A 15840-nucleotide genomic window follows, 5' to 3' on the forward strand; every position below is an offset into this window, starting at 1 on the left:
ACTTGTTTGTCACTCTCTCAAAGCGACCACTTGAATATATCATATATCTCTATCAACAGTCAATGTTTTTCTTAAAAAACATTTTGTTTTTTTAAGAAGTTTTACTGTGAAAGAGATAAAAAATAGAGCCTATTTTTGCTCCTTTGAAAGATTAACACATATCTATGAAAAAAGCATTATAAATTTCAAAAAAACATGTTTTTTTGAAAAAAAATAAAGCCGGTGAAAAACCGACTTTACTTTTACTCAGATTGTTCTTGATCTGAATCTACGTTTTCTACACTTTCTTCGCTATTCTCTTCATCGTCTTCTGGAGATTGTTCAACTAATGCCACTGTAGCGACATGTTCATCATCGCCTAGACGAATGAGGCGGACACCTTGAGTGACACGGCCTGTTGTCGAAATGTCTGAAACGGCCATTCGAATGATGACACCGCTCCCTGTAATAATCATTAAGTCTTCTTCTGCTTCAGCATTGGTTGCCTTCACTGCGACAAGTGGACCATTGTTGTCAGTGATCTTGCATGTTTTAAGACCCTTACCGCCTCGAGTTTGAACACGATATTCTTTTTCAGGTGTTAATTTGCCATAACCTCTTTCAGTTACGATCAATACGTTTGCATCTGGCTCAAGGATTTCCATTCCAACGACGATGTCATCCTGAGAAAGTGTGATTCCTTTGACCCCAGCTGCCGTACGTCCCATTTCACGAACATCCGTCTCGTGGAAACGAATTAGCATACCCTTTTTCGTCCCAATGATGATTTGTTTTTCTCCATTGGTTAAACGAACAGCCATCAGTTCATCTTCGTCACGCAGGCTCAGTGCAATAAGGCCATTGTTTCGAATGTTGGCAAACTGAGACAACGATGTTCGTTTTGATACACCGTGTCTTGTTGTAAAGAAGAGGTACGAATCTTCATCAAATTCGCTTACTGGGATAATGGCGTTAATCCACTCTCCCTTCTCGACTTCAAGAAGGTTAATGATCGGAATCCCTTTCGCTGTCCGTCCGAATTCAGGAATCTCATACCCCTTCGCACGATAGACCTTCCCTTTATTAGAGAAGAAGAGGATCGTATCGTGGGTCGATGTTGAGATCAGTTGTTCAACGAAATCATCCTCGTTGGTCCCCATTCCTTGGACACCTTTACCGCCTCTTTTTTGACTGCGATATGTGGATGCAGGCAGACGCTTAATATAGCCATTATGAGTCAGCGTAATCACGATGTTCTCAACAGGAATCAGATCTTCATCTTCAATCGTTTCAATACCTGCTGTCACGATCTCAGTTCTACGCGTATCATTGAAGCGTTCTTTGATTTCTATTAATTCTTCTCTGATGATCTCAAGAACTTTCTCATTGTCTGCTAGGATGGCTTTCAATTCAGCAATCAAATCAACAAGTCCTTTATATTCATCTTCTATCTTTTCTCGTTCTAAACCAGTCAAGCGCTGGAGTCGCATATCAAGAATGGCCTGTGCCTGTTTTTCAGACAAGCTGTAGTTCTCCATTAAGCCATTTCTCGCAATTTCAGCGGTTTGAGAGCCTCTAATTAAAGCAATAACTTCATCTAAGTGATCAAGTGCAATTCTCAAGCCTTCTAAAATATGTGCTCTTGCTTCAGCTTTACGTAGCTCATACGCCGTTCTTCTGCGAATGATGACTTTCTGATGCTCAAGATAGTATTCAAGACATTGTTTCAGTGATAAAACCTTTGGCTGTCCATCAACAAGCGCCAGCAAATTGATACCAAATGAGGTTTGAAGTGTCGTTTGTTTATAAAGATTGTTTAATAGAACATGGACATTCGCATCTCTTCTTAGCTCAATGACAATACGCATACCATTACGATCTGATTCATCACGCAAATCTGTAATGCCATCAATCTTTTTATCACGTACAAGATCAGCGATTTTTTCAATCAAACGGGCTTTGTTAACCTGATAAGGGATCTCATTGATCACAATGCGCTGTTTACCGCTAGATGTTTCCTCAATATCCGATTTTGCTCGTAATGTAATAGAGCCACGCCCTGTTTCATACGCCTTCCGAATACCACTTCGGCCAATGATTTGTCCCGCTGTTGGGAAATCTGGACCTGGGATGATATCCATAAGCTCCTGTGTGGTCATTTCCGGGTTTTGACTAATGGCCAATACCCCATCAATGACTTCACCTAATTGGTGCGGCGGAATATTGGTCGCCATTCCTACAGCAATTCCTGTCGCTCCGTTGACCAATAAGTTCGGGAATCTTGCAGGCATGACCATTGGCTCTCTTTCACTGCCGTCATAGTTATCTTGATAATCAATGGTATCCTTTGTGATATCACGGAGGATTTCCATAGAAATCTTAGATAGACGCGCCTCGGTATAACGCATCGCCGCTGCTCCGTCTCCATCGACTGAACCAAAGTTTCCATGACCATCAACTAACATATAACGATAGTTGAAATCTTGCGCCATCCGAACCATTGCTTCGTATACAGCGCTATCACCGTGAGGGTGGTACTTACCGATAACTTCCCCAACGATACGTGCAGATTTCTTAAATGGTTTATCGCTTGTCATCCCTAGGTCATTCATCGCATACAAAATTCTTCGATGCACAGGCTTCAATCCATCTCGTACATCTGGTAATGCACGCGAAACAATAACACTCATTGCATAATCTAAAAAGGACGTACGCATTTCTTGACTGATATTCACTTCGCGTACATTTGGTGTATGTTGTTCACTCACTATAAGAACCTCCCTTTACGTATCACATGAAATAAATTATGTGGGAGTAAAATATGTATTTATCTTCACAAGACTATTCTTCATTATATCAATAATCTCTGCTTTATACACATTAATTTACTAGAAAATCAACGAAACATAGAAAACCAGGACATTCGTTTCACAGGCCTGAATCTTGAAAAACAACCTTATTCCAAACAAGAAATAAGGTTGTTCTCAAGGGGGGACCTATCTAAATATCGAGATTTTTCACGTATTGTGCATTTTCTTCGATAAAGTTTCGTCTCGGTTCTACTTTATCTCCCATCAGCATTTCAAATGTCTCATCAGCATCAATCGCATCCTCAAGCGTCACTTGTAGAAGTGTTCTCGCATCAGGATCCATTGTTGTTTCCCACAGCTGAGTTGCGTTCATCTCTCCAAGACCTTTATAGCGCTGAAGTCCAGGTTTTGGTGTTTGAGGCAATGTCTTGAGCAGCTCATCTAGCTGTTTATCGTTATACACATACTCAACCCGTTTACCTTGCTGCACTTTATATAAAGGTGGCTGTGCAATATACACATAACCGTTTTCAATGATTTCACGCATGTAGCGATAGAAGAATGTTAAAAGCAGCGTGCGAATATGAGCGCCGTCGACATCCGCATCCGTCATGATCACAACTTTGTGATAGCGAGCTTTCTCTAAAGTGAAGTCTTCACCGATTCCAGTTCCTAACGCTGTAATCATAGAACGAACTTCGTTGTTAGATAAAATTTTATCCAGTCGTGCTTTTTCAACGTTTAGAATCTTTCCTCTTAGCGGTAAAATGGCTTGGAAGTGACGATCACGCCCCTGCTTAGCAGATCCGCCTGCAGAATCTCCCTCTACGATATAGAGCTCAGAGATGGAAGGGTCTTTAGAAGAACAGTCTGCCAATTTCCCAGGAAGGCTGGAGACTTCCAGTGCGCTTTTACGTCTTGTCAGCTCACGTGCCTTTTTGGCTGCCATTCTTGCACGAGCTGCCATCACGCCTTTCTCCACAATTTTCTTCGCAGCATCAGGATTCTCTAATAGGAATTTCTCAAGTGCTTCAGAGAAGAGGGAGTCTGTAATGGTTCTCGCTTCTGAGTTCCCAAGCTTCGTCTTCGTTTGTCCTTCGAATTGAGGATCTGGATGTTTGATGGAGATAATAGCCGTTAAGCCTTCTCGCACATCTTCTCCGCTCAAATTCGAGTCTCCATCTTTGAATACGCCATTTTTACGAGCATAATCATTGATGACACGCGTCAGACCTGTTTTAAATCCAGCTTCGTGTGTTCCGCCTTCATACGTGTTGATATTGTTGGCGAAGGAATAGATGTTGCTTGTATAGGAATCGTTGTATTGTAATGCTACTTCAACCGTGATTCCGTCTTTTTCACCCTCGATGTAAACTGGCTCTTCATGAACCACTTCTTTCGAGCGATTTAAATGTTCTACATAGCTTTTGATACCGCCTTCGTAGCAGTATTCATTTCTCCGCTCTTTGCCTTCGCGTAAATCCTCAATAATGATGTTAACCCCTTTTGTTAAGAAGGCTAACTCACGTACACGATTGGCAAGTGTGTCGTAATCAAATTCAATGGTTTCAGTGAAAATTTCTGGATCTGGTACGAAATGAGTAGTTGTACCAGTTACGTCTGTTTCACCAATGACCTTTAAATCACCAACTGGAACTCCGCGTTTGAATTGCTGATAATGAATTTTCCCATCACGGTATACTGTCACGTCTAAGGTGGTAGATAAAGCATTTACAACAGACGCCCCTACACCATGCAGACCGCCAGATACTTTATAACCGCTGCCGTCAAACTTACCGCCAGCGTGAAGAACAGTCATAATGACTTCTACTGCAGGTCGTCCCATTTTTTCATGAATCCCAACAGGAATACCTCGGCCATTATCTTTTACTGTAATGCTATTATCTTTTTCGATTTGCACTGTAATGTCTGTACAATAACCAGCTAATGCCTCGTCAATACTGTTGTCGACAATTTCCCATACAAGATGGTGAAGTCCTTTTGCACTGGTTGACCCAATGTACATTCCTGGACGTTTTCTAACAGCTTCTAGTCCTTCGAGCACCTGTATCTGATTTTCATCATAACTATTATGTTGCTGTTCCATTGCCACGTACATTCACCTACACTTTTCTTAAACGATATATTTATATGAATTGAGCTTTTAGACTTCAATTTCAATCACAAATGAAGCACGTTTTTTGAGCGTGCTTGAGGAAAGAGGAGAGTAATAAACAGATTCAGTTGTGACGACGATGGATTTGGGTGTCCCTTGTGATAACGAAATGATTTGTTCCCCTTGCTTTTGGAGAAACTCTTCTACAACAGAAGATGACCTCATTTTGTAATCAACAATTGCGACAATCTCTCGTGTAGAAACAACACAATCATCACCTAAATGAATATACAAGACCCACACCTCATTTATCAGTCAATTACTTTTCCACTGGCTACTCTGAAAATTTCCGCTTCTTTCAGGGTGGCATGATCAATGCCTTCAACACTTGTTGTCGTGACGAAGGTCTGTACACGCCCCTGAATGGTATGGAGCAAATGAGACTGTCTGTAATCATCAAGTTCAGATAAAACATCATCGAGTAGAAGAATGGGGTATTCGCCGATTTCTTCATGTATCAGATCAATTTCTGCAAGCTTTAGTGAAAGAGCTGTTGTTCTTTGCTGCCCTTGAGAGCCATATGTCTGAACATCCCGACCATTCACAAAGAAAAGAAGGTCATCTCTGTGAGGTCCCCACAGTGTCACACCTCGGTCTATTTCTCTGTCTCTTAGTTTCTGAAACGATTCTTCATAGCTATTCTTTATTTTCGACAAGTCTGACGCTTCTGATACCTCTATCGCCGTCTGGTATTGGAGCGTGAGTGTTTCTAGCTCTCTAGAAATCCCAAAATGCAACGGCTGCGCCCATTTTTCGAGCTGCTTTGTAAAAGTAAGTCTTCTTTTGACAACTTTCGCTGCCGCATCAATCAATTGCTCTGTTAAAACCTCCAGCATCGCTTGATCCGTTTGCTTTCTTGTTTGCAATTGTTTCAAGTAATGATTTCGCTGAGAGAGGATTTTTTGATAGAGCGATAAATCATGCAAGTAGACAGCAGAAACTTGTCCAATCTCCATGTCGAGGAATCTTCTGCGGATTTGCGGGCTGCCCTTCACAAGACTTAAGTCCTCTGGTGCAAACATGATGGTATTTAAAGCACCAACATAATGACTGAGCTTCTGTTGTTCAATATGATTGACCTTGCCTTTTTTTCCTTTTTTTGAAATCACGAGCTGCATTGGGAGTGGACCGTTTTTTTTAATGACTCTACCTTCTATTTTAGCATAGTCTTCGTCCCATCGGATAAGTTCTTTATCATTTGATGTACGATGAGATTTTGCCATCGACAATACATAGATCGCTTCCATCAAGTTCGTTTTACCTTGGGCGTTCTCACCGATCATGACATTGACCTTATTGTCGAATTGGAGTTCGGTGTGTTCATAGTTTCGGTATGAGGTTAACGCCAGACTTTGAATGTACATGTATTGTCACCCGTTTCTAATTCACAACTTGAAATGCGCCATAGCCTTCAATCTCGACAACATCTCCTGGGTATAATTTACGTCCCCGTCTATTATCTGGCTCTTGATTAATGAACACCTCATGTTCACTTAGAAACCATTTCGCCATTCCGCCAGATTGGATGACTTCGGCTAATTTCAAAAACTGCCCTAATGTAATCATTTCTGTTTCAATGGTTATAGGATTAGGCATTGTATCGACCTCTTTCAATATCACTAATATCTAATTGTACTAAAAAACAAGACAAGAAGGAAAGGGGGAAAGCGAACTGGGATGAAAGAAAGCATGGTAAACGAGAAGAAAAGCTGCTGTGCACTCACACAGCAGCCATTTTAGATTAACTTAATACGTTCTCACTGGAAGAATCAATTGCAAGATGGAATCATCATTCGGCGTGCGTAATAGGAATGGTCTCATCGCACCAGTGAAGCTTACATGAATATCAGTTCCCTCTAATACTTTTAAAGCATCCAGCATATATTTTGGACTGAAGGAAATCTTTAAATCCTCCCCCTTAATGTCATCCGCTTGAACCGTTTCAACCACTTTACCGATTTCAGGCGAATTAGAAGAGATTTCAAGACTTTGCTCAGGATCAGCAGATAGTTTCACAACGTTATTACGTCCCTCTCTTGCTAAAAGTGAGGCACGATCAATCGCTTGAAGGAATTCTTTCGTGTTCACCACAACATCCGTTTTACTTTCTTGCGGAATCAGGCGAGCTGTATCTGGATAATTACCGTCCAGCAATCTTGAGAAGAAAAGCACGTTTTGTGCTTTAAAGAGAACTTGCGTTTCAGTAATCACGATACTTACAAGGTCTTGTCCATCATCTAGAATTTTGCTTAGCTCTGTTAAACTCTTCCCTGGAATGACCACATTGTACGAGCTTTCCTCGTTAATATCTAACTTCGCCTTTCTTAAAGCAAGACGGTGACTATCCGTTGCCGTGCATATTAATTCACCTTTTTCCACCTTCCAGTTTACACCTGTCAAGATAGGTCGTGTTTCTGAGGTGGACACTGCGAAAACGGTTTGACGAATTAAGTTTTTAAGTAGATCTGTTGGAATTTGAAAAGCATGGTGCTCTTCAATTTGTGGTAGATGCGGATATTCTTCAGCATCTAAGCCGTTTAGATTAAATTCTGCTGAACCAGAACGGATGATGGTCAAATGGTTTTGTTCTACTTCAATTTCGACTGTAGACATCGGCAGTTTCTTAACGATTTCGCTAAAGAAGCGGGCCTGCAGCACAATACTTCCCGGACGATCAATTGTAATGACTTCTAAATCCCCATCTCTTTTAGGAATAAAGGATTCAATTGAGATATCAGAGTCGCTTCCTGTTAGAGAAACCCCTTCATCAGATGCAACAATTTTAATCCCTGTCAAAATAGGAATCGTTGTTCTAGAGGATACGGCCTTTAATACATCTTGGACACCTTCAACAAGACGATCTTTTTGAATCGTGAATTTCATAGTGGTCCTCCTAAATTTTCTTAATGACATGTATATATATTTATTTAATAAAAATCGTAGAAGTACTAGTAGGGCTTGTGAATATGTGGATAAGTAGGTAGAAAGAAAGGAAAGACAGCCTATCCACATGTGGACAGACTGTGTATGACCATGCTGAAGTTATTCACATTTTCCCATACTAATTATATCAGCTTGTTTATTTTAATTGTTCTTTGATCTCTTTGACATGCTGCTGAAGCTGTTCATCTTCAACGATTAATTTCGAGATTTTCTCGTGAGCATGAATGACTGTTGTATGATCACGTCCGCCAAATTCTTCTCCTATTTTAGGTAGAGAGGAATCGGTCATTTCTCTAGAGAGGTACATAGCAATTTGTCTTGGATAAGCAACTGATTTCGTCCGTTTCTTCGCCTTGAAATCTTCTAATCGGATATTAAATTGTTGTCCTACAATTCTTTGAATATCTTTAATCGTAATGATTCTTGGCTTCGATGAAGGAATGATGTCCTTTAGGGCTTCAGCTGCTAGATCAGCATTGATGTCTTTATTAATTAAAGAAGAGTAAGCAACGACACGAATCAAAGCACCCTCCAACTCACGAATGTTGCTGTCAATTTGATTGGCAATATAGAGCATGACTTCATTCGGTATGTCTAACCCTTCTGCCTTTGCTTTTTTTCGCAAGATCGCAATACGCGTTTCTAAGTCTGGCGGGGTAATGTCTGTAATAAGACCCCATTCGAACCGGGAGCGTAATCTGTCTTCTAGTGTCGGAATTTCCTTCGGCGGCCGGTCACTAGAAATGACGATTTGCTTACTTTCTTCGTGAAGTGTGTTGAATGTATGGAAAAACTCTTCTTGTGTTTGTTCTTTTCCTGCTAAAAATTGAATATCATCTATCAAAAGCACATCTACATTCCGATAGCGATTCCGGAAGTCGACAGCTTTGTTGTCTCGGATTGAGTTGATAAATTCATTTGTAAATTTTTCAGATGATAGATAGACCACTTTGGCTGATGGATTATGGTCTATGACGTAATGACCAATCGCATGCATCAAGTGGGTCTTTCCTAAACCAACGCCCCCATAAATAAAGAGCGGGTTATATGCTTTTGCTGGTGCTTCTGCGACTGCAAGTGAAGCGGCATGAGCAAAACGGTTGCCTGAACCAATAACAAAAGTATCAAATGTATATTTTGGATTCAGCATATTTTGTGGAATTTCAACAGGCTCTTCTTTAGACATTTTTTTAATTGGAGACTTTGGCACGGCTTCCTCTTCGTCCTGATTTTGAGGAATAATAAATTTGATGCTGAGCTCTTCACCTGTCAGTTCATAGATGGTATCTGCAATTAAATGAAGATATCTCGATTCCAGCCAGTCTCTAGCAAATTCATTAGGTGCAGTAATTGTGAGCGTATCTCCTTGAAGAGAATGGGCTTTAGTCGACTTCATCCAAGTTTCAAAACTGGGTTTGCTCAATTTTGTCTCTATTTTTTGAAGTGCTTTATTCCACAGATCCAAAATATTTTCCATAAGGCTTCTCCCCCCTCCCTTTCTTTTTAAAATGACCAGTATCAAACTGTTATAGAACACGAAAAAGAGCAAATGGTCATGACCATTCGTGCACATACTTTGTTGAAAACAATTAATATAGTAGAAAAACGTCTTTTCGACAAATTACACAATCTGTGGATAAATAATTCAACAGGCTGTGTAATAACTTTCCACAGGTTATCCACAGATTGTGGATAATGTAAATGGGTCAGATAAGTAATTAAGAGTTAAAACACAAATATAATATCAAAATAAACGAGATGGTGCAATGGGTGTCACAAACTTATCCACAAACTTTACAACCTGTTGAAAAATAATTATCCACATCAGTTATTTGTGTGAAAAAAATGTCGATAATGGATGTGGATAGTCTAAATATGCCGGAAAAATATCCACACCCTTGTTTTGGAGGTCTTTTTAGGAGGAAAAAAAGAATAAAATGCTGGAAACTGAAAAAGAAGGTTTCTTCACTTGATAACTTGTGTTATGCTTATAAGGTTGATAATAAGAGTTTTATCATTGATATTGACAATCGATGGGTTACACAAATATAATGAGTTAGACTGTCTTAAACAGCTATTCCTCAGGGAGGTGTCATAAATGAAAAGAACGTTTCAACCAAATAACCGTAAGCGTAGTAAAGTTCATGGCTTCCGCAGCCGTATGAGTTCTAAAAACGGACGTCTAGTTTTAAAGCGACGCCGCAGCAAAGGTAGAAAAAAATTATCAGCTTAGGCCACTGAATAATGTCAGTGGTCTTTTTTACATAAAATCGTAAAATGAACTGTCAGTTTTTATCGGAGTGGAAGAAAACATGAAGAAGCGAAACAGGCTAAAAAAAAATGAAGAGTTTCAACAAGTGTTCAAAAAAGGTCAATCAATGGCTAATCGCCAATTCGTTATTTACCAGATGGATCAGCCGAATCAAGATGAACTGCGGTTAGGATTGTCTGTCAGTAAGAAGATTGGTAATGCAGTGATAAGAAATCGAATTAAAAGACTGATCCGCCAGGTGTTTTTAGAGGAAGGTCATAAGTTAAAGCAAGAAAAAGATTATATTGTCATTGCACGAAAACCAGCAAGTGAATTGACCTTTGAAGAAACAAAGAAGTCTCTCCAACATTTATTTAGAAAATCCGCTGTTTATCAACAACAACCGAAAAAGTCTTCGTAATAGAAACTTTCGTTGAATCAATTTTTAAAAGCGCTTCCTTCATTTAGTGAATTAAAATGAAACCACCACTTTGTAATGAAAAAATGTTACCATACTGATTAGGTGAGTCACTTTCGTAATCAATTCCAGCTTAAATAAAGTTTGAAGTAATGGGAGGAATCTTGTTGAAAAGGCGATTATTACTAATATTTAGCTTGATTGGCGTGTTGGTTCTATTGGCAGGGTGTACACAAATCAATGAACCAATTACATCAGATAGTAAGGGATTCTGGAATTCTTATATTGTTTACCCGCTATCTCAATTAATCACGTACATGGCAAACATAACTGGTGAAAACTATGGTGTAGCGATTATTATTGTGACACTGTTAATTCGCCTGCTCATTTTACCATTAATGATTAAGCAGTTAAGAAGTACAAAAGCGATGCAAGCATTGCAGCCTGAATTGAAAAAGCTACGTGAAAAATATAGCTCTAAAGATCAAAAAACACAGCAGCAGCTTCAACAGGAAACAATGGCCCTTTTTCAAAAAAATGGTGTCAATCCATTAGCAGGATGTTTCCCGATTTTAATTCAGATGCCAATCCTCATTGGTTTCTATCATGCAATTATGAGAACAGCAGAAATTAAAAAGCATACATTCTTATGGTTTGACTTAGGCAGCCCAGATCCATTGTTCCTATTACCGATTATTGCGGGTGTAGCTACTTTCATTCAGCAGAAGCTAATGATGGCTGGAAATCCTTCGGACAACCCTCAAATGGCCATCATGCTATGGGTGATGCCGATTATGATCGTTGTATTTGCAATTAGTTTCCCAGCAGCACTTTCATTGTACTGGGTTGTAGGTAACATTTTCATGATCATTCAAACATTGGTGATTAAAACACCTCAAGTAAAAGTTGATACAAAAGAAAAAGCTGGCGGGAATAAAAAATGAAGGAAATAACTGCTGTCGGTCGCACAATCGAAGAAGCAGTAGATTCCGGACTTAAACAAATTCAGCTACTAAAAGAAGAAGTAGATATCACGATAGTAGATGAAGGAAATAAAGGTTTTTTAGGATTATTTGGTAAAAGACAAGCTGTTGTTAAGTTAGTAGAAAAGAGAGATGCTCTCAAATTAGCTACACAGTATTTAGATAAAATTGTTAAATCAATTGATCCTAAAGCAAAAATTGTTTCCGAGAAGGAAACGAAAAAGATTTCTTTTCACATTGATGGAGATAAAACGTCATTAATGATTGGAAAAAGAGGACAAACTTTGTACTCTTTAGAAACATTGGTACAGTTAGTGTTTAATCGTTATTCCGATCAGTATCATCATATTACAATTGATATTGGAGATTATAGGAAGAAACGCCAAGAAGCACTTGAACAATACGCCATCAAAACGGCAAACCGTGTTTTAAAAACGAAGAGAAAGGTTCATTTAGAACCGATGCCTTCGAATGAACGAAAAATCGTTCATGATACGATTGCCGCATTTTCTAAAGAACTTGCAACGGCATCGGAAGATACTGGCAGCAAACGTCATGTTGTGGTGCTGTATAAAAAATAGCAAAAAGGCTAAGATTCAGCAAAGCTGGATTTTAGTCTTTTTTTATTGAAAAAATTGTCTTTCTATAGAAGATTCCCCCTTTATTTCTAAAAAGTTAGTGTGTATTTGGCTGAAAAACGCTATTTTTACAATGATGTTAAGGGATCGGGGCGTTTAAATTTATTGGATTTAGGTGTAAGATGTGAAGATAAGTTGAGAACGTCGTTATTCACATGTGGATAAGTTAAGTGTTAAAATAGACAAGGTGCAAAGCTGTGGATAATTAGATATGGGATACTTTCGCTTCGCTTTCATTTGTGGTATCTTTAAATTTTGGATTAAGCGTTTTTGATATAGAGTTGGACAATGTCCATTTAATAGATAAAAGACTGTCTATTAAGTAGAGAAAGAGGTGAATGAGCGGTGGATACAATTGCAGCAATTTCTACACCAATGGGTGAAGGGGCAATTGCGATTATTCGTTTAAGTGGGCCTGATGCGGTACAGATTGCTGATCGGATGTATAAGGGACCTAAGGGGAAAAAACTTGTATCGGTGGATTCCCATACCATTCATTATGGTCATATCGTTGATGCTAGTACTGAGCAAGTAATAGAAGAGGTCATGGTGTCGGTATTAAGAGCGCCAAAAACATTTACGAGAGAAGACGTTATTGAGATCAACTGCCATGGCGGAATTGTGACGGTCAATAAAGTATTACAGCTTGCTTTAAGAGAAGGAGCAAGATTAGCGGAGCCAGGTGAGTTTACAAAACGTGCTTTCTTAAATGGAAGAATTGATCTTTCGCAAGCAGAAGCCGTAATGGACTTGATTCGTGCAAAGACAGATCGTGCGATGAATGTAGCGATCACTCAAATGGAGGGACGTCTCTCTGGTCTGATTAAACGACTTCGCGGTGAGATTTTAGAGACACTGGCTCATATTGAAGTAAATATTGACTACCCAGAGTATGACGATGTCGAAGAAATGACACATCGAGTCTTAGTTGAAAAAGCGACATCTGTGAAAAAGGAAATTGAATCGCTGCTAACGACCTCTCAGCAGGGGAAAATTCTTCGTGAGGGCTTATCCACTGTGATTATTGGAAGGCCGAATGTTGGGAAGTCATCCTTGTTGAATAGTCTTGTACAGGAGACAAAGGCAATTGTGACAGATATTCCTGGAACAACGAGAGATGTCATTGAAGAGTATGTAAATGTAAGAGGCGTACCTCTTCGTCTAGTCGATACTGCAGGTATACGTGAGACTGAGGACATTGTTGAGCGTATAGGGGTTGAACGATCTAGACAGGTCTTAAAAGAAGCTGACCTGATTTTACTTGTGCTCAATTATAGTGAGGAATTATCTGAAGAGGATATCAAGCTTTTTGAGGCTGTCTCAGGCATGGATATCATCGTGATCGTGAATAAGACAGATCTTGAGCCTAAGCTTGATGTAGAAAAGGTCAAGCAGCTAGCGAAAGATCGCCCAGTGGTCACAACATCATTATTACAAGAAAAGGGGATTGATGAGCTTGAAATAGCAATTCAATCACTATTCTTCGCAGGTTCAATTGAAAGTGGAGATTTAACGTATGTAAGTAACACAAGGCATATTGCGCTCCTTCAGGCAGCAAAACAATCAATTGAAGATGCTCTTGAAGGAATTGAAATGGACGTACCGATTGATATTGTTCAAATAGATTTAACACGCTGCTGGGAGCAGCTAGGTGAAATTATTGGGGATGCTGTTCATGAAAGCTTAATTGATCAGTTGTTCTCTCAATTTTGTTTAGGAAAGTAAAGGGAGGAAAATAAGAAATGGGTTATGAAGCTGGCCAATATGACGTCATCGTCGTCGGTGCCGGTCATGCTGGTGTTGAGGCTGCTCTTGCTTCTGCAAGACAGGGCGCCAAAACACTTGTATTGACCATCAACCTCGATATGGTTGCTTTTATGCCATGTAATCCGTCCGTGGGCGGTCCCGCAAAAGGGATTGTCGTCAGAGAAATTGATGCACTAGGCGGAGAAATGGCAAGAAATATAGATAAGACGCATATTCAAATGCGCATGCTGAATACTGGGAAAGGACCTGCTGTCCGTGCATTAAGAGCGCAAGCAGATAAATTCCAATATCAGCATGAAATGAAAAAAACAATGGAAAATGAACCAAACCTGACAATGCTGCAAGGTATGGTGGATCATTTAATTGTAGAAGATGACGAATGTAAAGGTGTCGTTACACAAACAGGGGCGAATTATCGTGCGAAATCTGTTGTCTTAACGACTGGTACTTTCTTAAAAGGCCGCATTATTTTAGGGGATCTTTCTTATTCAAGCGGGCCTAATAACCAGCAGCCTTCAATTAAATTATCAGATCATCTAGCAGAATTAGGATTCGATTTGGTTCGTTTTAAAACAGGGACACCCCCTCGAGTGAACAGCCACTCGATTGATTATAGTAAGACAGAAATTCAACCAGGTGACGATGTACCGCGGGCGTTCTCCTATGAAACGGTTGAATATATTACAGACCAACTGCCATGCTGGTTAACATACACAAGTTTAGAGACACATCAAATTATTGATGAGAATCTTCACCGTTCTCCAATGTATTCAGGTATGATTAAAGGAACTGGTCCTAGATACTGCCCTTCCATTGAAGATAAAGTGGTACGTTTCAATGACAAACCGAGACATCAAATTTTCTTAGAGCCAGAAGGTCGTAATACACAGGAAGTTTATGTTCAAGGTTTGTCTACAAGTCTTCCTGAGGATGTACAGCAGCGCATGCTTTCAACCATCCCAGGACTCGAAAATGTACAAATGATGAGAGCGGGTTATGCCATCGAGTATGATGCGATTGTGCCTACTCAGTTGTGGCCTACACTTGAGACGAAGAAAATTTCCGGATTATATACAGCCGGCCAAATTAATGGTACGTCTGGTTATGAGGAAGCAGCAGGTCAAGGAATCATGGCAGGTATTAATGCAGGAAGAAAAGCATTGGGTAAAGAAGAAGTCATTTTAAGCCGATCTGATGCATATATCGGTGTTCTCATCGATGACCTTGTCACAAAGGGAACAAATGAACCTTATCGTCTCCTGACATCCCGTGCGGAGTATCGTCTACTTCTACGTCATGACAATGCTGATTTAAGATTAACTGAACTAGGATATGACATTGGATTAATTTCTGAAGAGAGATTCCAAGCCTTCCAGCTGAAAAGAGAAGCCATTGAAGCGGAGAAAAAACGATTATACTCTGTCATCATTAAACCTACAGCAGAGACACAGGAATTTATTCGTTCACTTGGTGGAAGTGAGCTCAAGGACGGCATTCGTGCAAGTGATTTGATGAAGCGTCCAGAAATGAACTATGAATCTGTTGTGCAATTAGCCCCTGCTGAAACACCGCTTCCTTCCGATGTGTGTGAGCAGGTAGAGATTCAAATTAAATACGAAGGTTATATTGAAAAGTCGCTCCAACAAGTTGAAAAGCTGAAAAAGATGGAGAACAAAAAGATTCCAGATCGAATCGATTATGATGCCATCAAAGGGATTGCAACTGAAGCGAAACAAAAGCTGAAAGAAGTCCGACCGCTTTCTGTTGCACAGGCTTCTCGTATTTCTGGCGTTAACCCTGCTGATATTTCTATCCTTTTAGTGTATTTGGAGCAGGGACGTATTGCGAAGATAGCAGAGTAGAAAGGATGTCGGC

At 39.8% G+C, this 15840-nt stretch carries 13 protein-coding genes; 6 read left to right on the top strand and 7 right to left on the bottom strand.

Features of this window, described 5'->3' with window-relative positions; translation table 11 throughout:
* Positions 1–242 precede the first annotated feature (242 nt).
* The 7 genes from gyrA to dnaA all read right to left on the bottom strand — a co-directional run bounded on the left by gyrA (position 243) and on the right by dnaA (position 9385).
* Positions 243–2747 carry a DNA gyrase subunit A gene (gene gyrA / locus IEE86_RS15290; protein WP_191097988.1) on the bottom strand — a complete coding sequence of 835 codons (2505 nt, stop codon included), beginning with the start codon at positions 2745–2747 and terminating at the stop codon, positions 243–245.
* A gap of 232 nt (positions 2748–2979) precedes the next feature.
* Positions 2980–4896 carry a DNA topoisomerase (ATP-hydrolyzing) subunit B gene (gene gyrB, locus IEE86_RS15295; RefSeq protein WP_191098055.1) on the bottom strand — a complete coding sequence of 639 codons (1917 nt, stop codon included), beginning with the start codon at positions 4894–4896 and terminating at the stop codon, positions 2980–2982.
* Between the two features lie 57 nt (positions 4897–4953).
* On the bottom strand, positions 4954–5199 hold the full coding sequence (gene remB, locus IEE86_RS15300; protein WP_191097989.1) for an extracellular matrix regulator RemB: 246 nt from the start codon (positions 5197–5199) through the stop codon (positions 4954–4956).
* Positions 5200–5216: 17 nt separating this feature from the next.
* Positions 5217–6329, bottom strand: a complete 1113-nt coding sequence (gene recF / locus IEE86_RS15305) for a DNA replication/repair protein RecF (RefSeq protein WP_024718424.1) — start codon at positions 6327–6329, stop codon at positions 5217–5219.
* A gap of 16 nt (positions 6330–6345) precedes the next feature.
* Positions 6346–6561 carry a S4 domain-containing protein YaaA gene (gene yaaA, locus IEE86_RS15310; protein WP_191097990.1) on the bottom strand — a complete coding sequence of 72 codons (216 nt, stop codon included), beginning with the start codon at positions 6559–6561 and terminating at the stop codon, positions 6346–6348.
* Positions 6562–6711: 150 nt separating this feature from the next.
* Positions 6712–7848 carry a DNA polymerase III subunit beta gene (dnaN, locus tag IEE86_RS15315; protein ID WP_191097991.1) on the bottom strand — a complete coding sequence of 379 codons (1137 nt, stop codon included), beginning with the start codon at positions 7846–7848 and terminating at the stop codon, positions 6712–6714.
* A 196-nt stretch (positions 7849–8044) separates the two neighbouring features.
* Positions 8045–9385 carry a chromosomal replication initiator protein DnaA gene (gene dnaA, locus IEE86_RS15320; RefSeq protein WP_191097992.1) on the bottom strand — a complete coding sequence of 447 codons (1341 nt, stop codon included), beginning with the start codon at positions 9383–9385 and terminating at the stop codon, positions 8045–8047.
* A 621-nt stretch (positions 9386–10006) separates the two neighbouring features.
* Here dnaA and rpmH point away from each other — a divergent pair.
* From rpmH to mnmG, 6 genes are all read left to right on the top strand, one after another.
* Positions 10007–10141, top strand: coding sequence for a 50S ribosomal protein L34 (gene rpmH / locus IEE86_RS15325; protein WP_008360908.1), 135 nt, complete (start codon positions 10007–10009; stop codon positions 10139–10141).
* Positions 10142–10220: 79 nt separating this feature from the next.
* Entirely contained in the window at positions 10221–10580 is a 360-nt protein-coding gene (gene rnpA, locus IEE86_RS15330; RefSeq protein WP_191097993.1) for a ribonuclease P protein component, read from the top strand.
* 164 nt (positions 10581–10744) lie between these two features.
* The gene (gene spoIIIJ / locus IEE86_RS15335) at positions 10745–11521 is read left to right on the top strand and encodes a YidC family membrane integrase SpoIIIJ (protein WP_191097994.1); all 777 of its coding nucleotides are present in this window, start codon (positions 10745–10747) and stop codon (positions 11519–11521) included.
* Positions 11518–12141, top strand: coding sequence for an RNA-binding cell elongation regulator Jag/EloR (jag, locus tag IEE86_RS15340; RefSeq protein ID WP_191097995.1), 624 nt, complete (start codon positions 11518–11520; stop codon positions 12139–12141). The genes spoIIIJ and jag overlap by 4 nt, the downstream gene beginning before the upstream one ends.
* Positions 12142–12543: 402 nt before the next feature.
* The gene (mnmE, locus tag IEE86_RS15345) at positions 12544–13923 is read left to right on the top strand and encodes a tRNA uridine-5-carboxymethylaminomethyl(34) synthesis GTPase MnmE (protein WP_191097996.1); all 1380 of its coding nucleotides are present in this window, start codon (positions 12544–12546) and stop codon (positions 13921–13923) included.
* A 17-nt stretch (positions 13924–13940) separates the two neighbouring features.
* On the top strand, positions 13941–15827 hold the full coding sequence (gene mnmG / locus IEE86_RS15350; protein ID WP_191097997.1) for a tRNA uridine-5-carboxymethylaminomethyl(34) synthesis enzyme MnmG: 1887 nt from the start codon (positions 13941–13943) through the stop codon (positions 15825–15827).
* Positions 15828–15840: the final 13 nt, after the last annotated feature.

Origin of the sequence: Bacillus crepusculi (assembly GCF_014764715.1) — a bacterium.
In the GTDB taxonomy this organism is placed as follows: domain Bacteria; phylum Bacillota; class Bacilli; order Bacillales; family Bacillaceae; genus Bacillus.

What these genes read in the sequence shown, in the direction of transcription:
- jag (WP_191097995.1), top strand. Translation starts at nt 11,518, where the DNA reads ATGAAGGAAATAACTGCTGTCGGTCGCACAATCGAAGAAGCAGTAGAT.
- gyrB (WP_191098055.1), bottom strand. Translation starts at nt 4,896, where the DNA reads ATGGAACAGCAACATAATAGTTATGATGAAAATCAGATACAGGTGCTC.
- dnaA (WP_191097992.1), bottom strand. Translation starts at nt 9,385, where the DNA reads ATGGAAAATATTTTGGATCTGTGGAATAAAGCACTTCAAAAAATAGAG.
- rnpA (WP_191097993.1), top strand. Translation starts at nt 10,221, where the DNA reads ATGAAGAAGCGAAACAGGCTAAAAAAAAATGAAGAGTTTCAACAAGTG.
- yaaA (WP_191097990.1), bottom strand. Translation starts at nt 6,561, where the DNA reads ATGCCTAATCCTATAACCATTGAAACAGAAATGATTACATTAGGGCAG.
- dnaN (WP_191097991.1), bottom strand. Translation starts at nt 7,848, where the DNA reads ATGAAATTCACGATTCAAAAAGATCGTCTTGTTGAAGGTGTCCAAGAT.
- mnmG (WP_191097997.1), top strand. Translation starts at nt 13,941, where the DNA reads ATGGGTTATGAAGCTGGCCAATATGACGTCATCGTCGTCGGTGCCGGT.
- recF (WP_024718424.1), bottom strand. Translation starts at nt 6,329, where the DNA reads ATGTACATTCAAAGTCTGGCGTTAACCTCATACCGAAACTATGAACAC.
- rpmH (WP_008360908.1), top strand. Translation starts at nt 10,007, where the DNA reads ATGAAAAGAACGTTTCAACCAAATAACCGTAAGCGTAGTAAAGTTCAT.